The following is a 25,129-nucleotide window of genomic DNA, read 5'->3' as shown; positions in this document are numbered from 1 at the left end:
CGTCCGGCAACCAGGGAACCGGTACTCCTCTACTGCACCGGACCCCGCAGCCTGATCGGCGTCCGGTCGCGCACTCCGTCCAGGACCGTGTGGTCGACGGCGGGCCGGGCCCGGGGCGTGGCCGCGGTGAGCTTGATGACGCCGCGGTCGCCCAACGCGGTCCGCCACTCGCCCGGCCGGGGCCGGCTGCCGCGCTCGCCGGCTGCCTGCGCGAAGAGCCTGCGCACCCCGTCGCTCTGCCGGTCGTCGAGGCAGCCGGGGACGAGTTCCAGGTCCTGGCCCGGTCTGACGTACGGCTGCTGTGCAACGATGCGCCCCGCCACCAGAGCCGTCTTGTAGGCGTCCGTGTCCACCGTCGCGTCGGTGGAGGGCGCGAGCGGGTCGTTCCAGTCCGGAGTGGCGGCCTGGTCCTGGACCGCCGGGCGGCCCACCCGGCGGAAGCCGTCGCAGTCCAGGAAGTGGACGGCGGGCTCGGGGGAGAGCGACCACAGGACGTTGGCCTGCGAGATGTCGCCGATCACGAGTCCGGCGTCGTGGAACCAGCCGATGGCCTCGACACAGGCCAGCGCGAGGGCCCTGCGCTGCTCCGGGGTCGGCTGCGCGACGTCCTGCCAGGCCGCCTTGGGCGGCCTGATCAGGTACTGCAACTCAATGAGCTTCGACGCGCCCGTCGCGGTGCGCCACGTCATAGGGGCGGGAGCCCGCCTCATGAGGAAGCCGAGCGTCCGGCCGCCCTGGACCACACGGCACAGGGGCCAGGCGGCAAGGGCGTCCAGGCGGCTCCGGTCCGCCTGCCCGAGGCCCTGCCGCAGCCCGACCAGATCGGCGAGGGCGGTGCCGTTCACCTTGGACGGGTCCTTGTACTCCTTGAACAGGAGCGGGCCGCCCGTGATCGCGTACACGTCCCCCTGGCCCCCGCTGCCGACCCGTTCACCCAGGGCGAGCGACGACCGTGCGACGTCGGCCCCGTCCTCCGCGCTCATTCCGGCCTCTCCCACACGCAGATGACGGTCCGGTCGTCGTCGTAGGACTTGGCCCGCGTCTGCGCCTGCCACAGGAAGTCGGACAGCGAAGGCACCTCGGGCCCGCCCCACGCGTGCGCGAGACGCTGGGCGAACTCGGGGTCCCTCTGGGTGAGCGGGTTGGTGATGCCGTCGGTGCCCAGGAGGAGGACCTCGCCCGGCTCGGTGCGCAGCAAGTGAGCCTTTACGGTGCTGTAGGCGTGCGGGAGAGCCTCGGTACGGGTGTCCAGGAGACTTCCGTCGTCCACCGGACTGCCCTGCTCCCACTGACCCTCCCGCAGCACGAACAGACCGCCGTCCCCCACGCTGAACACGACGCGCTCGCGGACGCGGGCGTCGGTCGGTACCAGCAGGACGTGCAGGGTGGTGGAGTGCTCCTGGCCGATGCGCAGCTCGTTGACCGCGCCGGCGATCGCCTTGTTGGCGATCGCGCGGAGTTCGGCCTCGTCCTGGGCGGTCAGCGCCGCATGGATGTTCTCCGCCTCCCGGTCCAGGTGGAGAGCCGCCTGGCGAGTGACGCGGTGTGAGCCGATGTGCGAGCGCTTCGCGGAGCCCACTCCGTCAGCGACCGCCAGCAGCAGCAGTTCGGCCTCCGGTGGACCGACGCGCGTCACCGTCATGGCGTCCTGGCGGCAGCTGCCTTCCCAGTTGTGGGAGTCGCCGCGTACGGACGCGGCCCGCACCGTCAGCCGTCCGGCCTCGGCCCCGTCCAGCAGCACCGCCGGGGTGAAGGCCGCGAATTCGTCACCGCCCCGCACGGAGGGGCACCGCAGAGGATGGGGTGGATAGCTGGGAGGCCGTTGGCCGACGTGCGCGGGCACCCCGCGCAACAAGGAGCCTTCGGGTTTTGAGAGGGATACGGGTGACACGAGGTGCTCCCTCACCGGAGGCGCAGGCTGCTCCGCGGAAGCGGATCCGCACATGCGCATGTTGTGGAAGATGAGGCCGTCGGGCAGGCCGAGGTCTTCGTCAAGACCGTGACTGTGGGAGGTTCCGCCGCCGCTCGTCACATCATCGCGGGCTTCTCTGTGATGCATCGGGCCGCTCACAGCTTGTCCAGGGAAAGGCTGGTGAAACCGGGCACCTGCTCGTCCACCTGGAGCTGGAAGCCCTCCCCGCCCTGCGCGGCCATGCTGGTCGCCGAGCTGACGATGGACCGGGTGAGGCTGGAGGCGAACTCGCGCAGGGCGACCGCCGGAGAGATGGAGTCGCTCTGCTGGATGAACGCCTTGAAGTTGGCCACCTCGGTGATGGTCGCGGCGTCGGCGTCGCTGATCCCGAACGCGATGATCTTCGGCGCGTAGCGGAACCCGTTCAAGTCGTCGAGCGCGGTGCGCCAGCCCTCGTCCGTGGGGATGCCGTCGGAGAGGAAGAACACCACGGGCCGGTAGACGTCGTGGCCCTCCGCCTTGAGCACGGCGACGTCCTTCTCGATGGTGTTCTTCAGCAGCCGGAAGGCGGCGCCGAAGGAGGTCACGCCGCCCGCCGACAGGGACGGCAGCTGCGTCAGCTCGCTCAGGTCGGCGAGCGGCTGCAGCACGGAGGCCTGCGTGGAGAAACCGATGAGCGCGAAGCGGGTCTTGTCCGCCACGCTCGGATTGGTGCTGATCTCGTGGTGCAGTTCCGGCAGCGCCGAGTTGACGGCGTCGACGCCGTCACCGGACATGGAGCCGGACTCGTCGCACACCAGGTAGAAGGGAAGGATCTGCATGGATGGGTTCTCCTGAGCTCGTGAGACGGCGTGGCCGTCACCGGGTGTAGAAGTAGATCTCCAGGTCGGCCGAGCCCGAGGGGCCGCCGTTCCAGAAGTCCCGCGTCGTCGCGTCGGCGAACATGTCCGGCCGCGCCTTCCGCAGGGCCTTGTTCACCTCCCGCGCGTAGGCCTGTCCGTCACCGGGTTCCGATGCCTGGCCGAAGGTCAGGACGAAGGCGGCTTCGCGCCCTTCGTAGCGAGTGGTGGCGGCACGGAGCTGCTTCACCATCCGCGTGGCGTCGCCGACCGCCGCGGTCAGCCGGACCTTCACCGGTTTGCGCGCCACGGACCGCGGTCCCGTCGGTGTGGGACTCGGTGTGGGCGACGGCTTGACCGTGGCCGGCTTCGAGGGCTTGGCGTCGGCCTGCGCGGCGAGCGGGTCACCGCGGTCTCCCATGGACACCAGGGCGAGCACGAGCAGCATGTCGGCGAAGAGCCACCCGGCCAGGTGGAGCGGGGTGAACCGGAAGCGCCTCTTCAGCGGACTCACTGGTCCGGTCCGATCCCGGCCCGCAGCTTCTCGGCCTGCCGCAGCTCGCTCTCCGCGCGTCGCTGGGCCGCCTCGGCACCCAGACGTGCGGCCTCTGCTTCGCCCCGTGCGGCCTCCGCCTCGATCCGCGCCGTCTCCGCCCGGCCCCGGGCAGCCTCTGCCTCGCCCCGCGCGGTCTCCGCCTCGGTCCGTGCCGCCTCCGTCTCACGGAGCGCCCGTTCCAGGACGTCGGTGACCGCGACGAAGCGGTCCGACGCCTCCTGGACGGCGCGGCTGCGCGCCTCGATGCCGAGCAGGGCCTCCCGCGACGCCTCCGCGGCCTCGCCGGTCCGGTCGGCCACCGTGCCGAGGTCGTCGAGCAGGCGGCCGTTGACGTCCGCCACGACCTCGATGCCGGTGGTGAATCCGCGCTGGGAGGCAGCCAGTACGGTCAGGGAGTCGTCGACCTGGCGGGCCGCGTCCGACAGCGCGCCGCGCACGCGGTCGCCGTTGTCGCCGACCGCCGTCTCCAGTCGGTCCGCCGCGCGGGAGAGGACGTCGCGCATGTCGTCGCCGGCCGTCCTCAGGTTGTCCAGTGCCTTGTCCAGGACGCCGGTCTGCCCGGTGACGGCGTCGGCCAGGTGGCGGCCCGCCTGCGTCAGCGGGTCGTCCAGGCCCTGGACGGCGGCCTGGATGGCCGTGCCGCTGTCCCGGACGGTCTCCTCGATCCGCAGCACCACCTGCTCGATGGGCCGTACGTAAGCCTCCGCCTGGGCGAGGCGCTGTTCCGCCTTGTCCGCGGCCTCGCCCACCAGCTCGGCGGCCCGGGTGAGCGCCTCCTGTGTGGTGATGGCCTTGGAGTGCATCCGCTTCAGCCGGCTGGCCGCCGAGTTGAGCTCCGCCGCGAAACGCTGCGGCGAGGCGAACCGGTGCTCGTTGAGCGAGAGCTGCGCACGCGTGAGGACGGGGACCAGGCGGGCCAGAGCCGCACGGGCACGCTCCCGCACCTCCTCCTCGCGACGTTCGGCGCGGGTGCGCCGGTAGCCGTGCACGGCCGTGAGGACGAACAGCATCACCAGGGCCAGGCAGCCGAACACGGCGACGTGGCCGAAGCGGTACGCCTCGCTCAGGTGCCCGTCGAACCCGGACTGCCACAGCTGCAGGAACGGCCGGCCGGCGGCCTTGGGATCGTCCCCGGTGAGCGCCCCGTAAGCACTCGACGCCTGCCACAGACCGAACCACGTGAAGAGCAGGGGCAGGAAGACCAGGGCTCCCAGAGCCCAGTCCAGCACGGAGTCGAACCGTTCGTCCCGGCCGGTGTCCGCCGGTTCGGCGACGCTCTCGGGCCGGGCGAAGTGGGCCATCAGGTCGAGGTCGACCCAGGCGTTCAGGGCGTCCGCGTCGGTGGAGTCGAGCGCGCGCGCCAGCGCGCGCAGTTCTTCGGCGCGCGGGGCGAGCGCGGGGTCCTGCGCGGCGTCCTCGAGGTGACGTGCGGTCACCCCTTTGTCGATGTGTGTCCCGGTGAACATTTCCCACCCTTGCCCGGTGATGCCGGGACTTCGTACAGATCCGAGCGTGACGGAGGACAGAGCGATGGCATGCCACGTACGCCCCTGCCGCGCAGACGAAGCGAAGAGGAATCTTCACTTCCTCTTCACCGATCGGGCAATGATAGGCGATGATCATGCGGTGTCTACGGCGTGGCGTGATGAAATTCTGCAGGTCAGTGAGGTAAAGGGGTATGCGTCGAGTGGCGTTGGTGGGTGGGGCCGACGCTGCCGGATCCGCGCACTGTTGCCGATCAGAGAATGAAGCATGCACGTTGGCGATGTCAACGTGCATGTGCGTTACTTCCTTCTAGATGTGTGTACTATCGCGGGTGCGTCTCACCGAGCGTGAACGGAGATACCGGACATCCGGCGGGACGACGCACACGGCAACGGGTGACCGACTCCTTGCCGACCCTCGGTAGTTCGGCATTGAAGTTTCTGCCGATCAGGGGGACTTCGTTGGGCCGCTGTGACCTGCCCGTACGGACGGATCACAGGCCGCCCGCGCCGGGTCGCCCGGTGGCCATGAGGGTGTTGAACACCAGGGGGATACATGACTCGTCAGTGCGGTCCGCGTGAACAGACGCCGTCCGTCGGACAGGCGTCCGCAGCGTCGGCAGGTGCACCGTGCCGGTGAACCTGCCAGCCCGCATCGGCCCCTACCGGCCGACCCGGCACCTCGGAACCGGCGGCATGGGCACGGTCTACTACGCGACCGACCCCGACGGCGGAACCCCCCTCGCCGTCAAGGTCCTGCACCAGGACTTCGCAGCCGACCCCGCACACCGGGCCCGCTTCCGGCGCGAGACCACCACGCTCCGCAAGGTCACGGGCCCTTACCTCGTCCCGCTGGTCGACGCCGACCCCGACGCCCCCCTGCCCTGGCTGGCGACCGCCTACGTCCACGGCAACACCCTGCACCAGCACGTCCGGGACACCGGAGCCATGAGCCCGGACAACCTGCTGACCTTCGCGGCGGCCGTCGCCCACGCCCTGGCCTGCATCCACGACGCCGGGGTCGCCCACCGCGACCTGAAGCCGACGAACGTGCTCCTCGCCGCCGACGGACCGCGCGTCGTGGACTTCGGCATCGCCCACCACCTGGACGCCACCGCGATCACCGCGACCTCGGTGACGACCGGCACTCCCGGCTGGATGGCGCCGGAGCAGCTCACCGACGGCACCACCCTCCCGGCCTGCGACATCTTCGCCTGGGGCCTGCTCGTCGCCTACGCCGCAGCCGCCTCCCACCCTTTTGGGGCCCCGACAGGGATCACGCACCGCATCGTCAGCGCCGCGCCCTCGCTCAGGGGCGTGCCCGACGCCCTGCTGTCCCTCGTGCGCGAAGCCTTGCACAAGGAGCCCGGACGGCGCCCGAGCGCGGCGGAGGTCGCAGAGCGGACGGCCGCCGTGTACGGTCCGACGGGCACCGCGGTCTTCCCGACCCTCGCCTACACGCGGTCCCTCGACCACGCCCCGGGGCGGGCCGGCGTCGACGCCGGCACCGGCACCGGTGTCACGATGCCCCTGGACCGCGCGCGATGGAACGTCCCCCTGCCCGCCGGGCATCCGGCCGAGGAGGCACCTGCCGGCGAAGAACCCGCGGGTGACGCTCCCGCTGCTCCGCCGGTGTCTCCGGAACCTTCGCCTTCGCCCCGTTCGGAGCCGTCCGGGGAGCCGACGCCACCGGTGACCGCGCGGGCCCTGCCACCGGTCCCGCCGGCTCCCCTCCACCCGCCGGTTCCCGCACCGCCCCCGACCCTCGGGGCGCTTCCTGTCGGACCCTCACCCGTCGATCGCCGTACGCGACGGCGGCTCCCCTACGTGCTGGCCGCCGCGGTCGTGAGTCTCGCCGTCGGGGGCATGGCGGTCGGCATGACCGCCGGCGACACCGAGACGGGAGCAGCCGGCCGGAACACCGTCACCGACATGACGGCCGAGCCGGAGCGGACGACGCCGAGCCCGGACGCGACCACCGCGACGCCCGCCGCGGACACGTCGCCGAGTGCGACGGAGACCACCGCCGAAGAGGAGCAGGAACCGGTGCCGGTGGACGTCTTCGGCGGCCTGCGCGTCACCGTTCCCGCCGATTCGGAGCTGGGGCTCCAGCCGAGCGGTGAGGACACGGACCCCGGATACGGCTGGTCCTCGGAACCGACCGTCGCGACCAGGGCCGACTTCTCCCTGCAGGACGATCCCAGCACCGGCGTACGCGTCCTCTACTCCCCGGCTCTGACCCTCGACCAGATCCGTGAGGGCCAGCTCGACTCCGGCCCCATGTGGTCCATCGGGAGCGAGGACGACTTCAGCCCCACCGGGGAGTCGGTGATCTCGGTGAAGGAGCGGTCACTGGCCGACATCGGCGGCAAGAAGGCCATGCACTGGACCATCGGCACCGACGTGCTCCCCGACTACGACGGATCCCGCAGGAACAGCCACCGCGTGTGGTGGCTGCCGTACAGCAAGTACCTCCTCTACACCTACGGCAAGCACGACAAGTCCACCGACGAGGCGGTGGACGAACTGATCAAGGGGATCGGCTTCGAGACGACGAAGATGCCGCGTGACTGCGCGGACGCCGTGGTGGCCCTGGACCAGGCCGCGAGGAACGGTGAGACGGCGGACGACCACGGCAGTCTCGCCAACTGCCGGGAGGCCGCGGTGAACGGGGCCGAGCAACTGGACCCGGGGACGGTGGACACCGAGAGCGAGGCCGCGTGCGTCGCCCTCACCGAGGCGCACAGCGGATACGGAGCCAACCTCTACTACGACCAGGCCGAGGCGTACAAGGAACTGCGCCCGTGGTGCGACATCCCCGGAGCCGTCGCCAACCCGCGCCTGCCGGCCTACTGAGGGTTCTCGGCTGCCTTCGCCCCGTTCATCGGCGGATTCCTGGCTCATGGCCTCCGGGCATGGTCGATGCCCACACAGTGCTGGTGGTTGGGGGGGAAGGGCTGCCAGAACGACGACTGGTGAGAGCGCCCCCTGTGGAGTGGGGCGTTTCTGTGGGCCCGGTGGCCGCGGTAACCACCGGTTCGTGGCCTCGGACGCTATACCGTGTGGTCGGAAAACTGAGTCCGTTGGGGGGACGCGTGTCATTCCAGACGCCCATCACGATCACCAGCGCGCTGGAGAAGATCCATCGCCGCGACTACGTGCTGCCGGCGATCCAGCGCGAGTTCGTCTGGTCGCGTGACAAGATCACCCTGCTGTTCGACAGTCTGATGCGCGGATACCCCATCGGATCGTTCCTCATGTGGCAGGTCGACGAGGACAACGCGGGCCGCTTCACCTTCTACGACTTCATGCGTGACTACCACGAGCGCGACAACGCGCACTGCGCGCCGACCGGTCCGCTCGGTAACCGGGCCGTCACCGCGATTCTGGACGGTCAGCAGCGACTGACGGCCCTGAACATCGGCCTCTGCGGCTCGTTCACCGCCAAACTCCCGCGTATGTGGGCGAACAATCCGCTCGCCTATCCGAAGAAGCAGCTGTACCTGGACCTCCTGCACCGCGGGCAGGACGACGACCTGGGGGTGGAGTACGACTTCCGGTTCCTCGCCCCGGAGGAGGCCGAGGCTGACAAGGGCAGTGGTGGCGCCCACTGGTACCGCGTCCAGGACATCCGGGACGTGCGCACGGCCGGAGACCTCATCCGCGCACTCCGGCACCACGGTGTCGCGGACAACGACACCGCCGGCGACGTGCTGACCCGTCTCCACGAGGTCGTCCACGTGATCCCGACGGTGAACTTCTTTCTCGAGGAAGCACAGGAGCTGGACAAGGTCCTCAACATCTTCATCCGGGTCAACTCCGGAGGCACCGTCCTCTCCTACTCCGACCTCCTCCTCTCCGTAGCAACCGCCCAGTGGGTGGAACGCGACGCGCGCGAGAGCATTCACCGGCTCGTCGACGAACTCAACGGCGTCGGACAGGGTTTCGCCTTCAGCAAGGACCTGATCCTCAAGACAGGACTCGTCCTGTTGGGCAAGGGCGACATCCGGTTCAAGGTGGACAACTTCGACCGCGCCACCATGGCCGACCTGGAGAAGCACTGGGCCGACATCGAGAGGTCCTTGCGCCTTGCTGTGGCGTTGCTCGCGGACTTCGGGTTCTCCCGCGTCACCCTCACGGCCAACAGCGTGGTCATCCCCCTGGCCTACTACCTCCACCGCCGAGGTCTGGAGGATGGCTACCGGACCTCGGACGCTTTCCGGGACGACCGTGCGACGATCCGCCGGTGGCTCCAGCGCTCGCTCATGAAGTCCGGCGTGTGGGGCAGTGGCCTGGACCGGCTGCTCACCGGCCTGCGCGCGACTCTCGAGAAGGAGGGCGGACAAGGCTGGCCGACCGAGGCCGTCGAACGCGAGATGGCGAGGCAGGGCAAGTCGCTCCGCTTTGAACCCACCGAGATCGAGGACCTCCTGGATCTCAAGTACGGCTCAAAGCGGCTCTTTCCGATGCTCGCGATGCTGTATCCGGGCGTCGACACCCGCGATCACTTCCACGAGGACCACATCTTCCCGCGCAGCGTCCTGCGGTCGCGGGTCAAACTACGCAAGGCCGGCCTTCCCGAGGACAAGCTCCCCCTCGTCGAGGACCGCGCGGACAGGGCGGCGAACCTGCAACTGCTCAGAGGGCCCGAGAACATTGCGAAGCAGGCACATCTGCCGGCCGCCTGGATCCGCGAACACTTCCGGTCGACCGCGGAGCGGGAGAGCTGGTTGAGGGAGTACGACGCCACCGGCCTTCCCGAGGACGTGACGGGGTTTCTCGAGTTCTACGAGGCGCGCCGGGCACGCATGCGCCACCGCCTCGTGAACCTCCTGGGGGTCGCCGTCGGCCCGGAGCAGGTAGCCGGCACGCCGGACGCTTCGCAGACCGCGCCGGACGACGGCCCCGACCCGGGAAACGAAGGCCTGTAGGCCGTCGTGCACCGGGGCTCACGGGACGCCCCGGCGCACGACGGCATCAACTGCCGGACCGCACCGCGCCCGGCCGAGGGGGCCACACCACGCTGACCGGCGAACACAGCCGACAGCCGATCGGCGGCGCACTCACCCTCCGCCGCGGGAACCGGTCCTCCGGCCGGGGCGTCGCCTCGACGCCCACCCCCTGTCCTGAGAAGAAAGCAGGCTGCCTTGGCCGACGAGAAGGACCGACGAAGGAAGTTCCGGAGACTCGAATCCCGGCTGAGGGGAATGATGCTCGGCCTTGCGCTCGGGGAAACGGTGGGAACGGCCCGGGGCGAGCCGCCGACCAGCGGTCCGTTGCGGGCCGGCGTCGGCACACAACTCGCCTGTTTCACCGCCGAGGGCATCATCCGCGCGATGGTGCGCATGGAGCACAAAGGGATCTGCCACCCGCCGTCGGTGGTCCTGCACGCCTACTGCCGATGGGCGGCACTGCAGGGCATCGAAGTGGAGAGGATGCGGCGCCGCTGGGCTTCCAAGGCCGGAACGGAGTGGCCGAACGGCTGGCTCGCGGGTGTGCCCGTGCTGGCCGAGCGACGGGGCAGCGCACCGGCGACCGTGGCCGCCCTGTCCCGGATCGACGAACACCCCGAAGGGACGGCCACTCGAAGCCGAGGCTGTCACGCACTGACACGGGCCCTCCCGATCTCGGCGATCGGGAAGGGAGGAGCCGCACTGGCCGGCGAGACCGCCGCTCTCACGCACGGTGACGCAGCAGCGCGGTCCGCCACCGTCCGGGCGACCTCGCTGCTCCACCACTGCCTGACCGACTCCCCCGGGGAGGCCCACGGCCCCGCCGCCACCGACCATTCGGTACGGGAGGCCCTGCGAACGGGCGTTGCCGCGCTCCCGCCTCCGGACCGCAGCGACACCGGCGACGAGTGCGACCACCTCATGACGGTGTTCCGGCACGCCGTCGAGCAGCCTGCGGACGCGGGCCTGCTCGCCCGGCTGGCACCGGACGCCACCGCCCCTTCGGCGTTGCACGGCGGTCTCTACGCCGCGGCGTCCTTCCCCGGCCGAGCCGATTTCGGGACCGCGTTGAAGTTCGCCGCGGGCGCACCGGACGGCGACTCCGTCGCCTGTGTGGCGGGCGCGCTGCTCGGTGCCGTACACGGGATCGAGGCACTGCCCGCGGACCTGGTGAGCCGTCACGAATTGGCATGGGTGCTCGACACCTTGGCGCGCGACCTGTTGACCCAGATCCTCGACTCGCCCAGCGGCAGCGAGTACGTCGAAGGCTGGGACCCGCACTGGTGGAGCCGTTATCCCGGTTGGTGACTTCCGCTGGTCGTGGACGACGCGGTCTGCCGGACCGAGGAGGAGAAGCCCGCTGGGCCGACCCGTGCCCTGTCCGCCGCTTCCGTGCCCGAGGAGGTGGGGCGGCGGACAGGACGGTCACAGACCCATGACGACCACACGGTCCCCGCACAGCTTGCGCAGGTCGTTCTCGTCGGAGGTGAAGACGGTGACCGGCCCCGGCTGTCGCAGGGCGACGGCGGCCAGGGCCGCGTCGGTGGCGTACGTGTGGCCGTGGAGGCCGGCTTCCTTGAGCAGACCGATCGCGTCCTCGGCGATGTCCTCGCTCACCGGCTCGACGTGGATCCGGGAGAGGGCCCAGTGCCAGGCCGGGAGACAGGTCCGTAGGTCGTACGCCTCGATCAACGCCATCGAAGTGGTCATGACGCGGATGCCGAGCCGGTGGGCGCCTTGATCCGGACACCCGTCCGGCGCTCGCCCCGCACCCAGCGGGACAGGCCTACACAGTCCAGAAGGTATACCGGGTCCCCCGTCACGTTGCCGCCTCCCGCTGCTGCCCTTCCTGTGTGCCCTCGACCGGCTCACCGGCGGACACCCGCTGCGCGCGGGCCGGCTCGGCATGCCTGCGCTCGATCTCCCGGCGCTCCGCCTCCGCCTCCGCCAGCTCGGCCTCGGTGGCCCCGCCGTACTCCTCTTCCCACCAGGCGACGGCTTCGCCGAGCCGGTCCTGCTCCCGCCGACGCTCTATGGCCTGCGTGACGTAGCGGCTGAACCCGCCGGGGCCCACCTCCGCCCGGATGGCCTCGGCGAGCTCCTCGGGAAGCGTGACGGTGCACTTCTTGGTTGCCATACCATCGACCATGCCGTTCTCGGCGCTGATGGGAGACCCGAGCGACGGCGGCCCCACCCCATCGAGCGGGTGAGTGAACATGACGGCGTTCAGCACGCGCATTCGGCCCAGACGGTCTTGCCGCCCGGCGGATACGGCTTCGTACCCCAGCGGTCGGCCAGGGCGGTGACGATGAGCAGGCCCCGGCCCGACTCGTCGTCCGGCGGCATGGCGACGTCCGCCACAGGGGAGGGGAACCGGTCCCCGCGGGCGTCGGTGACCGCGATGCGCAGGACGCCGGCGGCCGGGTCGTGGGTGAGGGTGAGACGGAAGTCGCGGCCCTGGACGCGGCCGTGCAGCGCCGCGTTGGCGGCCAGCTCCGCGACGATCTGCTCCACGCGGTCGGTGACGCCGGGTGACACCTGCCAGGTCCGCAGTTGCTCGTAGGTGAGCAGACGGGCGAGGCGGGCACCGCGCCGGGTGGAAGAGAACTGCTGCGTGAACGTCCGCGCGGCGGCGGGGAGCTGGGGGGTGGTTGTGCTCATGGAGCCACCGTGCCGGGCGCGCGGGGGCGCGTTCCAGAGAAGCGCCCCGTACGCAGCGTCACCGTACGGACGTGCACTGTGGAAGACGCGTGGGGCGGATGGCCCCGCTGGCTCCGGATCGGAGGTGAAGTGGCCGGCGCGGACCCTGGCACGCATCAACGCCCGGTGCGCAACAGGCTCGAGAGAGGATCAGCTCTCGGCTCCCTCCTGGTGGGCGGCGAAAGCGCGTGCCTGTTCCACCTTCCGCAGCCGGCCGAGCTCGATGGGCCGCAAGTCGTGCGGGCGGCCGAGGCCGCGCAGGATGTCGGCGAAGTAGGGGACGGGGGTGCGATTGGCGGAGATCAGGAGCGACGACAGCATCACACCGTGTGGTCCCGAGGGACGGTCCACAGCGACCAGCACCGCGGTGCGCTCCCCCTCGGGCACGCGCCCCGCCGGGAGATGAGCCTCTCGCGCAAGGGTTTCCCAGCTGACGCAGACCTGACGGCGTGCCGCTGCGATGAGCGCGTGTCGCAGGGCATGGGCCGCAGAGCCGCGGGTGGTGCCCAGTCTGAGCCAGACACCGTCGTCACTCGAAGCGGCTGCCGGCTTGGGCGCTGCCCCTATCGGACGCGATCTGAAGTGGGCGTATGTCCGATCGCGCTCGACCCGCCATGCAGCCTCCGTCGTGGGCACCGCGGCAGTGGGTCTCCAGCCGATCGAGGTCAGGACGCGGTCGAATTCACGGGGCGGGCCGGGCGCGCCTTTCTGCTTGACCAGGCAGGACAGGACGGGACGGCCGGGACCGTAGGGTCTGTCCACGGCGGCGAGGAGCCGTACTCGATCATCGGCCGATACAGCCGATGCCGGAACGTCGGCCTTCCTGAGCAGTGTCACCCACCTGATCAGCCCTCGTTGGCGGGCGACCCCTTCAAGTTGCTTCTTGAGGCAGGCGACCAACTCCTCATCGCTCGGTCGTCCTGCGGTCGTCGACGATGCCGTCGCGACGGGCAGCGTGCTGGGCCGAGCGGTCGTGTACGCGGTCCGCTGCTCGCGGACCCAGATGTCGGCGACCCTGGCCGCGGAGAGACCGGCTTTCCAGCCCAGACCGGCCAGCACCTCGGTGAAGAAGGGGGGCGGCCCGGATGCATCACCGGTGAGTACGACCAGGGAGGAGAGGACCGGCTTGCCGTCGGCGCGAGGGTGGTCCATCTCGATGAGCAGACGGACGCGGTCCGCCGGGGTGATGTCACTCGGCGCGACGTCCGTTGTGCCGACGAGCGTCTCCCAGTCGATGAGGCCGTGGGACAGCGCGACTGCTCCCAGTTCCTCGCGGAAGCGTTCGACCAGCGCGGCCCGCACGTGGATGCCCGTCACGGAGGCGGAAGGCGCGGGAGGTTCCGGAGTGGGCCGCAGGTCCGGCCAGCGAGGATCGCTCCCAGCGGGGAGCGGTGTGAAGCCGACGGCTTCGATGAGCCAGCTCGGTTCGGCGGTGTCGGAGGCGGTCAGGGGGATGAGCTGCGCGGTGCTCTCGATGACGTTGAGCCGGTACGGGGAAGGGGGAACGGCGTGGAGGGGCAGCGCGATCCGCATACGGTTCATCGCCGACCCCGACGGCTGGACGTCCGCGTGGTAGAGACGACGTCCTGTGATGTTCTGCTCCTCGGCGGGACTCGCCGCGGTGAAGGCGAGCCGACCGGGGACGATGGGGAAGGCGAGCCGGGCCGCCGTGTCCGTGCCCGCATCCGCTGTGGTGTCCGTGGGCGGTTCACGTGTCACGTGGGGTGTGATGATCCCGTCGTCCGTCAGGTGGCACTCGTCCAGCGTGGTCAGTTCGACCGTGTGGTCAGGGTGCTGGGTACCGACGTAGACCTTGCGCCTCCCGCCTTCGGTACGGCAGGTGAAGCGGAGGGCGCGTCCCTCGGCCTGCACCGCGTTGTGTGCAAGCCCGCTGTTCGGCCCGTAGACCCAGTGCACGCGCACGTTCCCGTCGGCGAGCTGGGTGCGTATCGCCTCCCATTCGTTGAGGGACATACGGTCCATCTGCACCCGGACGAGCCGTGTACCGGAACCGAAGCGGACCTCCACGGCTCCGCCCGGTCCCGGGCCGAGGTCCGGGTACGACACGTTGACCTTCTGGTGCCCCTGCCGGTGCAGCCAGTGCCGGAGTGCCTGACCGATGTAGAGGTGGTCGGCGCTGTCCTCGCCGGTCCGGGTACGGCGGCAGTGAACGGGTGGCCGGTGAGCGAAGTGGCACTTCTTGTGGAGGTACCGCTTTGCCGTCAGCTTCTTGCCGCAGCCGCCTAGCAGGATGCCGCAGTAGAAGTCATCACGGCTCCGGCCCAGCATGAACCCGTCGAAGTCGTCGTGGTCGAACGGCAGGAACACCGGCTGGTCCGATCCCGGCCGCCCGGTGACCGCTGTCTGGACCTTGCGCGTGTCGTCCTCGTATGAAGGCATCGGGTCTCCGGGCAGCGGTCAGCGGACTGTGCGGGGTTCATTCTCTGTGAGATGCCCAGCGGGTGAGGTGAAAGGGTCAGGAAGAGCGCCAGCGGTTGCGGCCGTCGGAGCCGGGGCCGCAGACCATGGGGGTCCCGGCCTTGGTCACGCCGGTGGCGCCGGCCGGGGAGCAGTAGGAACCGGGATGCACGGTGCCGACGTTGCTGCTGCCGCCGCCGGACGACGAGGAGTCGCCGCCGGTGGTGTCGTTGTCGCTGCCGTCGTCGTGGTCGGGGTCGTTGGCAGGGATCTTGTAGGTCGAGTCCTTCTTCGACGGGCATTCCTGGACGAGATCGAGGTCGGTCCACTGACCCAGGTCGAGGTGGACCGTGGTGGTGGAGGTGACTTCGCCGTTCGCGTCGGGGCGCTGGAAGCACACCCGCCACTCGTCGCCTTCCTCGGCGGCCTCCTCGGCCGTGGGGGCGTCGATGTCGAGGTAGACGTCGTCGAGCGTGATGCTGTCGAGGTCGATGCCGGCCCGGTCCAGTGCCTCGACCGCCGTGTTGTAGGTGTCGCCGACGACATCCGGCATCGTCGGCCACGGGAGCGGCCAGCCGTCCTTCGCGGGGCAGGGCTCGCCGTCCTTCACGGCGGCGAAGGCGACGGACTTCGCGGCGGTGTCGGCCTGCTGGAAACACACCGTCCACGCCGACCGCACGACGATCGTGCGGTCCTCCGGGGACGCGTCATGACGCTCGGGTGTGAAGCCGGCCGCACGCGCGCCCTTCTCCGCCTCGTCGAGGGCCTTGCCCGTGTAGTCGGTGAGCTCGGGGGCCTTCGCGGTGGTGGCGGACGGAGTGGCCTTGATGCCCTTGTCGTCCGTGTCCTGTGCACTGACTTCAGACTTGTCGGGCTCGCTGTCGTCGAGCTGCCCGCTCATGCCCGCGCTGATCAGCATCAGGAAGAAGGCACCGAACGTGGCACCGAGTCTGGCGTACCAGCGCCATGCGGGCAGGACCCACACGGCGACCATGGCGGCGATCATCACGAGGAAGCCGAGCCCGAGGCTCACCGCGCTGAGCACGGCCACGAGGGCCAGGAGACCGAGCAGGGCGGGGGTGGTCCTCCACCAGGGGCGGGGCGGAGTGGTGTTGTACGGGTTCACGGGCGCTCTCTTGCTTCTCCGGTGTTCGGCGTTCGGTGTGGACCGGGTCGACCCCGGACTCGTGTCGGGGGCAACACGTCCAACAGCCCTGGTCGTGATGTCGTTACGCGAGTGGTTGACTGACGTGAACCCCGGAGGCCGCGGTGCGAGCGCGTCCGGAGTGACAGCGGCTGTCAGTTGGCCAGTGCCATGCGTTCGACGTAGGCGACCTTCACGGACGCGATGTCGGAGAGCTCGTGCTGGTCATTGAGCGTGCCGTACGAGGTGAACTCGCTCTTGTCGGCGTCGGTCTCGCCGGCGGCCAGGTGTTCCGCGCCGATGTAGGTCTGGCCGACGTAGTCGCCGTCCTCGTCGAAGGCGTTGACGAGGACCGGAGTAGTTGGCGAGTTCGTCGCCCTCGTTCGTGATCTTGTACACGAACTCGTAGGTCGACTCCGGCTCACTGTCGTCGTCCGTGGCGCAGTCGTTGAACGAGTAGAGGTCCGTGTCGTCGCAGTACTCGTCGCCGCTGTCGTCGTACGAGTCGCTGTCGTCGACGACGAGCTTGCCGCCCGAGACCTCGACATGGTCCATGGGGTCCCCGTCACCGGACAGCGCCCAGTACGCGACGTCGCCGCCTATGAGGAGTACGGCGACCGCGGCGGCGATGACGCGGGTTCGGTTGTCCGGCCGTCGTGCGCCGGGAGTGGGCGGGACCGGCGTCGGGGGAGCGGTGGGCGGCCCGGCGGGCGTCGGGGGAGCGGGTGCTGCTTCCGGTCTTTCGGACGTGCTGTCGGGCATGCGGTGGTGACTCCTCGTCCGGACGGTGCGTGCCCACTCCGTGAGCGGCGCGTGTGTATGGGCTCAGCTCTGGGGCGGAGCCGGCGCGTTCACGAGAGCAGGGTCAGCCCCGGCCTGGGTGTTGCGCGTCCACGCCGGGACGGCAATGTGCGCATGAAGAGTATGGGTGACATGTGTTAGCGATGTCAACGCGCTTCGTTGCTCGCAAGGATGACCTCGCACGCTGCGTTAGCGTATGGACGCGTTCTGTGCACTGTGCAAATTCCCGTGGATCACTGCGGGTGCCTTCGCGTCCTCGATCATGGGGGACCTGGCGCGTGCGTACGTATCTGAGGTGGCCTCACATGACGTCCGACCACGTGGAGGCCGTGGACCCGGCGGAACCGGTGGTGCCAGGCGGGGAGTGTGAGCGGGAGCCGGACCCGTCGGACAGCCTGTGGGCTGATGTGTCCCGGGTCTGGTGGAGCGCCCTCGGCTTGGCCTCGGGGCCGTGCGAACCTCGCCCGTCCACCAGGCGACCGGAAGGCGGACTCGCCGGTGAGTGGGCGCATCATGTGAAGTGGGTCAGCCGACGCCAGTCAGCCTGTGGTCCAGTCTGTGGTCAGTACCTGCGTCAGGGTGACGAGCTCGTCGTGGCCCAGTGGGGTCCGGTGAGAGAGGCTGTTGCGGGCCGTGTGCAAGGCACGCAGGCGGTGACGTTGCGAGGTGGTCAGGGCGAGCATATAGGCGGCGTGAGAAAGGCCGCCGAGCTCGAGTTCTTCGAGATCGGGCACGGCGGTGTCTTCGACGTTCTTCCAGTGTTGGGAGCGGGCCTTCTCGCAGAATTCCCGGAGGGTGAAGCGCTGCCTGCGCAGCATCCCGGGTACGAGGTGGATCAGGGCGGTGCGGGCTTCCTCGATGAGGGGAAGGAGGACGCGGTTCTGGGCGTGGCAGACGAGGACGCGCAGTTCCTGGGAGTTGGCGTCCAAGAGGGAGTGCCCGTGGGTGGGGTGGATGCGTCCCTCCCAACTGTCGACGACACCGCGAGCCCAGGCACCGTGGATCTCGGCGTCGGGGGTTGAGGCGTGGGCGGTGGACAGGCGTCTGGGCAGCATGGGCTCAGTGGAGTCGGCTGCGTGTCCGGGAAGGAGCTGACCAAGCGCGCGGTGGAGTGTGCCGAGGTCGCCGCCGTCCCAGGCCTGGCGGAGGGCGAGGGCACGGTCGATGTCGGGGCCGCAGACTTCGGCGACGATGGCGTCGGTGACGCGGCGGAGGAGCGTACTGGCGGCGTCAGTGGCCCCTGAGCGGGAATGCCAGGCCATGAGGACCTCGGTGTCGAGACGGGTCCAGACTCTCCACCACCAGTGGACGGCGGCGCGGCCCTGGCTGCCGAGAATGGCCCGGGGCAGGTCGTCGGCACGGGCGGTGAGGAGGAAGCGCGGCCGCGCATGGTCAGGCAGACCAGCTTCGTGGAAGGTGGCTTGGGCGATGCGGAGCAGCCGGGCGGCTTCATCGGGGGAGCTCTCATCCCAGCAGCGTATGACGACCAGGTGGGGCGATTGGCCGACGGAGGCTTGTTCGGCGAGGGCCTCTACGGGGTCACCCGTGACGCCGAGTTCCTTGGCGAGGCGTTCTTCCAGCGTCGCGGTCAGCACCGGGGCGGCCGGAGCGACACTGGTTCGGATGGTGTCGCTGGGCGCGGCGAGCTGGCTCAGGAGGCTGCTGTAGGGGTCGTCGGACAGGTCTGTGTCCTGCCCGTGGTCCGTGTCCGCCCAGAGTCCGTGCGACTCGATGATCGGTGCGCGCTGCGTGGGCAAGGACGCCGGGCCGGCACAGCGGTCGGCGAGGGAGACGACGCCGGGGACGGGGACCACCGCATCGAGGCGGTGGAGGAGCTCGCGCACGAAGAAGTCGGCGCGGCCGGACTCCACGACGGGGTCGGGAAAGTACCAGATGCAACTGCGGCCGGCCCGCAGGTCCGCCTCGAGCACGTCGAGGTGTCGACGGGGGCCCGGGAGCCGGGCGAGATCCTCGTCCATGACGGGCCGGCCGGTTCCGACGGTGACCGGCCCGGACGCGGAGGACCCCGGTGCCGCGGGGTCTGCGGCACCGGAGCCGACGGCGTTCACTGCGCGGGCCCGATCGTCTTCAGCGCCCGGAAGGTGACCGGGTCGAGACGGACGCCTTCAGGTTTGTTGGGGTCGAGGACCGCCAGGCCGTCGAGGCGCTTCAGAAGGTGCTCGGCGGCCTCGATGGGGTCGTCGTCGCTCTTGTCGAAGAACGCGGCGGCGATGTCGCCCGGAGTCATGGCCGCCTTGCCGTTCGCGTACTCCTCGTCGCTGTAGAACTGGGCCCAAGTCGTGAGGCGGGAGACGTCGGCTGGTGTGAAACCGGCCGCCTTCAGGTGGGCTGTCGCGGCATCGGGGGTTCCCCAAAGCTCGCGCAGGCTCTGGAGGACCTCCTTCTGCCGCATGCCGGAGCGGACGTTGTGCATGGCGGTCTCGACCAGACCGGGCCATCCCCCGGTGGATTCGATGAGGCTACGTCGTTCCTGCGGGGAACCGAACGGCGACTCCGGCCAGGCGCGCACACTGTCGACGGTCCACCGCTGTGGCAGGACGAGGCCGGCTTTTGTCTTCTCCGCTTCCACCGTGGCGTCCGGCGAGCAGAGGACCACGGCGTACCGGCGGGGCGCACCAGGAGTCGCGTCGGTGTCGTGTGCCGTACCACCGGTGTGCTTGACGAGTCGCTCGGCGGCCTCCCTGACCTGGTCGGCGTTCCGACCGCGCAGGTCCACGAAGAGGATCCGGGAGCCCTTACGGCGTGAGTTGGCGGTGATCGCGTCGGTGAGGCTGTCGCCGGGGCCGACGCTGATGACGTCGAGGCCGTACCCGCCGCCGTACAAGCGCAGTCCGCGTTCGACGTGGTCGTCGCCGAGTGCCCGGGTGCAGGGCACGAGTGTGGTGCGGGTGGGATGACCGAACATGTCGCCGAACTGGCCCTCGGTGAGCGGGCTCATCCGCTGGACGCCGCCGGAGGTGCCGATGGACCGACGGGCGGCACGCGGGTTGTAGTCGTAGGGCAGGTCGAACTCGGTGTCGTTCAGTTCGCTCTGGAGCTCGTTCCGGGTGCCCAGCATGTTGACGACGTTGGGGCTGCGCATCGCGTAGGCGCGTTCCTCGCCGGGAACCCGGATGAGCAGGCCCAGGCCGACCATCTCGTCCAGGAAGATGGTCAGCTGACGTTCGCTGTTGAGAGGGAAGCCCTCTTCCCAGATCTCGTGGGCGGCCTCCAGCAACTCGCTGGGCCGGGACGCGTGCGTGTAGCCGTGCTCGAGGCTGTGCAGGGCGACCAGGAGGGTGAGCACGCGGTAGCGGTCCTCCAGGTTGATGGTGTAGCGCAGGCGTTCCGCGATGAGCTCGCGGACCCGCTCCAGGTTCGCGACCGCTTGGACGTCGTCCCAGGTGATAGGGGCGTGACGGCCGTCGGCGGGCATGGCGCGCTGCTGCATGTAGGCGACGAGGTGGTCGCAGAAGATCTGCACCAGGTTGGCCTGGTAATTGGTGACGCCGAGGATGTGCCAGACCAGGTCGGGAGTCTCGAAAGTGAGACCGACGGCGGCCAGGGGTTCCTCGACGAGCCCGACGGCGGCCTGCGGCTTGAGCGGACCGACGAGGATGCCCGGCCCGCCGTGTGCGGTGACCACGTTGGTGAGGTGGTTGAAACGCTGGACCTGGTGCAGACCGGCGAAGACGACCTTGAACGACCGGCTGGTGGTCTCCATCAGACGCTGGAGTCGCTTGACGGTACGGAAGGTCGACTGGCCGCCACCGGTGTAGACGGCTTGGGAGTCGGCGGTGAGGAAGGCGTCGGCCTCGTCCGCGAGCAGGAGGACACGGCGGCCGGGTTCGGCCTCGGTCCACTGCTGGACCGCGTCGGCGATCACGTCGACGTCGGCGGCACGGTCGGAGACGTTCGCTCCGATGACGTCGCGGCGCTTCAGCTCGGCCAGCAGGACCCGCCAGATGCCCTCAGGGGGTTCGGCGTGTCCGATGTCGGCCTTGAGGAGGTCCATGTAGACGGCGATGTGACGCTTCGGGTCGGCTTTCTGGAACACCTCGACGGCTTGCCGCAGAAGGGACGACTTGCCGAGTTGGCGACCGCCGAAGAGGAAGATGGACCCGTCCGGGCTGAGGATCTCCTGCATCTCCTCGGCGCGGCCCTTGAAAACCTCCGGTGGAACGAGCCCCGCGACGTGCGGGGTGTAGGGCGTGTAGCCGGTCCAGGGCAGGGTGACGCGCTGCGTCACCCGGAACGAGCGCGGGGCGCGGGCGGCGACCCAGCCGACGACGGCCGGGTCGACGACCAGGGCTTGCTGGCCGCGGCTGCGGGAGGCGAGAGCGAGCTGGCGGCGTCCTTCCGTGCCGAGGGGCTGCAGGTAGAGGATCAGATTGGCGCCGATGGCCGATTCGGGGAGGTGACGCAGCGGGCCCTCGCCGCGCAGTTCGTCGGCGATGACGACGACCTTGTACATGCGGCGTGCCTGGGAACCGAGGGCTGCGACATAACCGGGGGTGCTCTCGGTGATGTCGGCGCGCACGCTGAGCCGGGTGACGCCGTACCGGGCCTCCTCGACGTTGGCCTCGATCACGGTCAGACCGAGCAGGCGCAGGACGCTCTTGACCAGACCGCGGATCTTCCGCTGGTCCCGCTCGCCGATCAGTTCCTCCCAGGCGCCGAGCCCGGAGAGCGCGTTCTGCACCAGCGGTTCGTCCTCCGCGTAGTGCTGGGCCCACCAGCGGGCCCCGACGCCGCGACGGGTGGACTGGGGAGCCTCCGGATGGGCGACGCCCTCCAGGAAGCGGACCAGCTCCTCCCCGGCCGGCTCGGCGGGGGCGGGCAGGGCCTGACCGCGGCGGGCGAACGACAGGAGCTCTTCGGCGGCCACCGTCTTGCCGCGTTCCAGCAGCCGGTGGATGCGCCCGTACTCGGCCTCGGGCAGGTGAGCCGCGTCGAGCTGGTGGTAGAGCTTCTCGGTCTGCTGCTGCTCCAGGTCACGCAGGTCGTGACCGATGGCGGCGACGGCCCGGAAGCGCTCCCCGAAGCGGTCGCCGTGGCCGTCGCCCTCCAGGTCGAGGAGCCGGGCGGTGAAGTCGTGCTCCTCCTCGGGCTTCAGCAGGTTCTGCACCCGGATCTGGGCGAGGAGCAGCTGGACGCTTCGGTGTTCGTCAGCGCATTTACGACCCCAGGTGACGGCCGCGTCGGCGATACGCTGCCGCCACTCGGCGAGCTCCGCGGTCGACACGGTGGCGCCGACGACCTGTCCGTGCTCGAGCCGCTCGAGCAGGCGGTCGGCGAGGTGGAGGTCGCCCGTGTCCCGGTGGCATTGCAGTGCGGCGGCGGGGGCGGCCGGGCCGAGCAGACCCAGCAGCGCCCCGAGCGCGTCCGGGTGCTCGAGGTTGGGTTCGTCCTGGTCCTCGTGGATGTGCCAGTGCAGCTCGGGCAGGTGCAGCAGGCCTTCGGCGGGCGGCCGGAACCCCGTGTCGCGCGGCTCGGGGGCGTAGGAGCCGTCGAGCCAGCGCAACAGAAGCGCGAGGAGGGCGCCGCCCACACCGGGCATCGGTTCGGCCTGACGTGCGTCAGCGATCGCTCGCATCAGGTCCCGGCCGATGTCACGACCGCCGGACGGACGGGGGGACGAGGCGATGCGCAGCGCCGTCGTCAGCAGGTCCCGCACGGTCTTGATGTGGGTGCGGAGCTGTTCACGGGCTGCGGAGTGGATGTCGTTCTTGGACTGCTTGGGCGTTCGTTTGGCCCGGTCGGTGGTGTCGATGATCCGGTCGGCGGCGTCGGAGCGCTTGTAGTGCTCCCCCATCTCCTTGGTGAGTTCCTCCGCCTCGATCCGCCCCTCGGCCCAGCCCTGGATCAGCTTCAGGGTCTGTCCGAGCCGGCCGTCGGGCGCGGCGAGGGTCTGCAGGACGATCGTGCCGCGCTGGAGCTTGATGGTGCGCAGCGGCAGGTCCAGCGCGAGCTGCCGTGCCCGGTCGCCGATCTCCTCGCGCCGGTCGGTGACCGGGGCCGCCGTCGGCTTGCCCAGGTCGCCCGGCTGTATCTCCGTGGACTGCCGTACCGCGTGCACCAACTGCTCCACCACCGGTGCCCACGGCTCGGGGACACCCGGCATCGACGTGAAGGCGGTGAGGACGCCGCTCGCCCAGCGCGCCGACAGGCCGCTGCGGATGGCCGCGGTCAGCAGGACCAGGTAAGCGTCACGGTCGTCGTCCCAAGGGTGCCCCTCGTCCAACGCCTCGAGGAGTTCCTCGGCCCGCGCCTGGAGGTCGGAGGCTTCGGCCGGGGACGTGTGGAAGGCGGCGTCCGCGAACGCGAGCGCGAGGGTGCGGTGGGCGGGAGCGCCGGCAGCGCGGGACAGCCAGTAGGACTCGGCCAGCCGACCCTCGGTGACGAGGACCTCCACCGGGGCGGGAGCGCCCGCCCAGACGTCCGACGCGACGGGGACGGTGGGGGCGGAAGGCTCGTCCGTCGCCGTCCCCCGGGTATCGGCGGAGCGTCGCGGAACCGGCACGGCGGCCGGGGTGCGAGCTGCTGGCGGCGCCTTCTCCGCCGGAGCGCCGGTGGACGGCTCGGCAGGCTGCGCGGCCTCGGGCCGCGACGCCTCCCGGGCCGGTGCGGATTCGCCGGTCCCAGCCGTCGTGACGGTGCCGCCGCCGGACACGGATTCCTCGGAGCGGGCCACTTCCCGTTCCTGGCGCCCACCCGGTGTCTCTTCCGGCTCCGTTCGCGGGACGGGACCGGACGCCTCTTGGCGGTCAAGTCCGGTCTCCTTCGCCGTGACGGACGGCGACTCGGCGCCGTCCTCGCGAGCGGCCTTGGCCCGGGGCGTTTCAGGGGCCCCTTCGACAAAGACGCCGACCGATCGTGGTTCCGGGTCGGGCTCCGGCTCGCTCCGGGTCCCCGTCTCCGTCCCCTCGCTGGGGTCACTGGCTTTCACGCGGGCGGACCGTACGGCCCCGGTGGCCGATGTGTCTCCGCGGAGATCCCGGAGACGCTGCTCGAACTGGGTGATCTGGCCACGGAGGTTCTCTCGCACCAGATCGTTCGTGACCATGTCGAACATGGTCCGGACCTCGTCCAGCGCCTGCTCGGTCTCCCTGATCCTCTGGTCGGCCTCTTGCTGACGGAGCTGCTCCTCCCGCAGCCGCTCGACGAGCGCCTGAGCTGCGGACCAGCCCTGGTCGTCGCCCCAGCCCCCTTCCGCGCCAGCGGCCGCGAAGGCCCGATCCAGAGCCCGGCGTTCCCGGACCCACGACACCGCGTCGCGCAAGAGGTCCCGGCCGTCGGTCAGCCGGCCGTCGCGGACAGTCGCGGCGAAGGCGTCCAGCCTCCCGGCCAGCGCCGCTCCGGCTTCGTTCAGCCGCACGATCTCCAGCTCGATCCCGTCGGCGTCCAGTACCACCACGACCTCGTCCCCGTGCTCTTCTCGAGGAACGGCCGTGTTGCCGTCGGGTTCCGGCAGGCCCGCCTCATCGATGTCCTCCTGAACCCGCTCCGCACAGGACAGCCGTTCGTAGTCGGCTTCCGTGAGGGGAGCGGCATCGCTCAGCGCGGCCTCCAGGAGCCCCTCCGCGTGACTGTGGGCGAACCGGTGGGCAGGTGTGTCGGGGAAGAGCGAGAGACCGTGGAGCATGAGCTGGGCCAGGTCCGGCGGCAGGTCCTTCAACATGCGCGTGAGCTGTTCGAGGTCGGGGTCCTGGATCTGGTCCTCGTACCCCAGCTCACACAGCCGCGATTCGGCGATCACCATTCCGCACCTGCAGACGTTGAGCAGGAGTCGCTCCGGTGCTCGGGTGACCCACATGCGGACACCGGCCGTCTTGTGCAGCTTCGCGGCCGCCGGGCCGCCCCGGTACTGCAAGGCATCCGGGCCGTGTTCCTTCTCGACGTGCCGGAACAACGAGAGGACCAGGTCGGGCATCTCCTGCAACCACTGCCGGAACGACGAGACCGAGAACACCGTGGAGCCCCCTTGCCATGCGCCTTGCGCGCACCTTTCAGCCCGGATCCGCCGGGTGACGTCCGACCGCGCTCCCCACGCGACCGGGGAAGAGCCCTGCGCCCTGCGACCTGCGGTGACGGGAGGTCATGGGGCAGCTCAGCGTGCTGGATCTGCAAGGCACTTCCGAGTCGGATCCTCCCATGCCCCGGCAGCCACGTGACAGCCCCCGGTTCACTGGAACACCTGATCGTTACCGCGGGTCGGTTCCAGGAGTGTCCGTACGCTGAGTCAGCGTACGGACACGTTCGGTGGACTGTACGAATGCCTTACGGCCACTCTGGGCGTTCTCAGGGAGAGGGACCCGGTGTG

The 25,129-nt window shown here is 70.2% G+C and carries 16 protein-coding genes; 3 read left to right on the top strand and 13 right to left on the bottom strand.

Translation table 11 applies throughout. The features are described from left to right. Positions 1 to 29 precede the first annotated feature (29 nt). The 5 genes from ACH5AO_RS07340 to ACH5AO_RS07320 form a co-directional block, all read right to left on the bottom strand. The gene (locus tag ACH5AO_RS07340; protein WP_398922735.1) at positions 30 to 983 is read right to left on the bottom strand and encodes a hypothetical protein; all 954 of its coding nucleotides are present in this window, start codon (positions 981 to 983) and stop codon (positions 30 to 32) included. Then, positions 980 to 1,780: a protein phosphatase 2C domain-containing protein gene (locus ACH5AO_RS07335; protein WP_398922733.1), complete on the bottom strand. Its 801-nt coding sequence runs from the start codon at positions 1,778 to 1,780 to the stop codon at positions 980 to 982. The genes ACH5AO_RS07340 and ACH5AO_RS07335 overlap by 4 nt, the downstream gene beginning before the upstream one ends. 287 nt (positions 1,781 to 2,067) lie before the next feature. Continuing rightward, a complete protein-coding gene (locus ACH5AO_RS07330; protein WP_398922731.1) occupies positions 2,068 to 2,733 on the bottom strand; it encodes a VWA domain-containing protein in 666 nt (221 codons plus the stop codon). A 37-nt stretch (positions 2,734 to 2,770) separates the two neighbouring features. Continuing rightward, the gene (locus ACH5AO_RS07325; RefSeq protein WP_398922729.1) at positions 2,771 to 3,265 is read right to left on the bottom strand and encodes a hypothetical protein; all 495 of its coding nucleotides are present in this window, start codon (positions 3,263 to 3,265) and stop codon (positions 2,771 to 2,773) included. Then, positions 3,262 to 4,743 (bottom strand): hypothetical protein, encoded by a 1,482-nt coding sequence (locus ACH5AO_RS07320; RefSeq protein ID WP_398922727.1) that lies wholly within the window; start codon positions 4,741 to 4,743, stop codon positions 3,262 to 3,264. Before ACH5AO_RS07320 ends, ACH5AO_RS07325 begins: the two co-directional genes overlap by 4 nt. 684 nt (positions 4,744 to 5,427) lie before the next feature. On the opposite strand from ACH5AO_RS07320, the gene ACH5AO_RS07315 reads away from it, so the two are divergent. The 3 genes from ACH5AO_RS07315 (at position 5,428) to ACH5AO_RS07305 (ending at position 11,051) form a co-directional block, all read left to right on the top strand. Further along, the gene (locus ACH5AO_RS07315; protein WP_398922725.1) at positions 5,428 to 7,647 is read left to right on the top strand and encodes a serine/threonine protein kinase; all 2,220 of its coding nucleotides are present in this window, start codon (positions 5,428 to 5,430) and stop codon (positions 7,645 to 7,647) included. A 239-nt stretch (positions 7,648 to 7,886) separates the two neighbouring features. Then, complete coding sequence (locus ACH5AO_RS07310; RefSeq protein ID WP_398922723.1) at positions 7,887 to 9,722, top strand: DUF262 domain-containing protein; 1,836 nt, start codon at positions 7,887 to 7,889, stop codon at positions 9,720 to 9,722. A 276-nt stretch (positions 9,723 to 9,998) separates the two neighbouring features. Next, positions 9,999 to 11,051: an ADP-ribosylglycohydrolase family protein gene (locus ACH5AO_RS07305; protein ID WP_398922721.1), complete on the top strand. Its 1,053-nt coding sequence runs from the start codon at positions 9,999 to 10,001 to the stop codon at positions 11,049 to 11,051. A 117-nt stretch (positions 11,052 to 11,168) separates the two neighbouring features. On the opposite strand, the gene ACH5AO_RS07300 is transcribed toward ACH5AO_RS07305, so the two are convergent. The 8 genes from ACH5AO_RS07300 to ACH5AO_RS07265 form a co-directional block, all read right to left on the bottom strand. Then, positions 11,169 to 11,453 (bottom strand): hypothetical protein, encoded by a 285-nt coding sequence (locus ACH5AO_RS07300; protein ID WP_398922719.1) that lies wholly within the window; start codon positions 11,451 to 11,453, stop codon positions 11,169 to 11,171. 109 nt (positions 11,454 to 11,562) lie between these two features. Next, positions 11,563 to 11,880: a hypothetical protein gene (locus ACH5AO_RS07295; protein WP_398922717.1), complete on the bottom strand. Its 318-nt coding sequence runs from the start codon at positions 11,878 to 11,880 to the stop codon at positions 11,563 to 11,565. A gap of 89 nt (positions 11,881 to 11,969) precedes the next feature. Beyond that, positions 11,970 to 12,404 (bottom strand): ATP-binding protein, encoded by a 435-nt coding sequence (locus ACH5AO_RS07290; RefSeq protein ID WP_398922715.1) that lies wholly within the window; start codon positions 12,402 to 12,404, stop codon positions 11,970 to 11,972. A gap of 189 nt (positions 12,405 to 12,593) precedes the next feature. Then, the gene (locus tag ACH5AO_RS07285) at positions 12,594 to 14,843 is read right to left on the bottom strand and encodes a competence protein CoiA family protein (RefSeq protein ID WP_398922712.1); all 2,250 of its coding nucleotides are present in this window, start codon (positions 14,841 to 14,843) and stop codon (positions 12,594 to 12,596) included. Positions 14,844 to 14,919: 76 nt separating this feature from the next. Further along, the gene (locus ACH5AO_RS07280) at positions 14,920 to 15,987 is read right to left on the bottom strand and encodes a PASTA domain-containing protein (protein ID WP_398922709.1); all 1,068 of its coding nucleotides are present in this window, start codon (positions 15,985 to 15,987) and stop codon (positions 14,920 to 14,922) included. Positions 15,988 to 16,160: 173 nt separating this feature from the next. Beyond that, positions 16,161 to 16,430: a hypothetical protein gene (locus ACH5AO_RS07275; protein WP_398922707.1), complete on the bottom strand. Its 270-nt coding sequence runs from the start codon at positions 16,428 to 16,430 to the stop codon at positions 16,161 to 16,163. A 915-nt stretch (positions 16,431 to 17,345) separates the two neighbouring features. Next, positions 17,346 to 18,785 (bottom strand): hypothetical protein, encoded by a 1,440-nt coding sequence (locus ACH5AO_RS07270; RefSeq protein WP_398922705.1) that lies wholly within the window; start codon positions 18,783 to 18,785, stop codon positions 17,346 to 17,348. 86 nt (positions 18,786 to 18,871) lie between these two features. Beyond that, on the bottom strand, positions 18,872 to 24,778 hold the full coding sequence (locus ACH5AO_RS07265) for a hypothetical protein (protein WP_398922703.1): 5,907 nt from the start codon (positions 24,776 to 24,778) through the stop codon (positions 18,872 to 18,874). Positions 24,779 to 25,129: the final 351 nt, after the last annotated feature.

The sequence above is a fragment of the Streptomyces sp. NPDC018964 genome (genome assembly GCF_044390325.1).
GTDB lineage: Bacteria > Actinomycetota > Actinomycetes > Streptomycetales > Streptomycetaceae > Streptomyces.
This window is presented reverse-complemented; position numbering and strand designations above follow the sequence as displayed.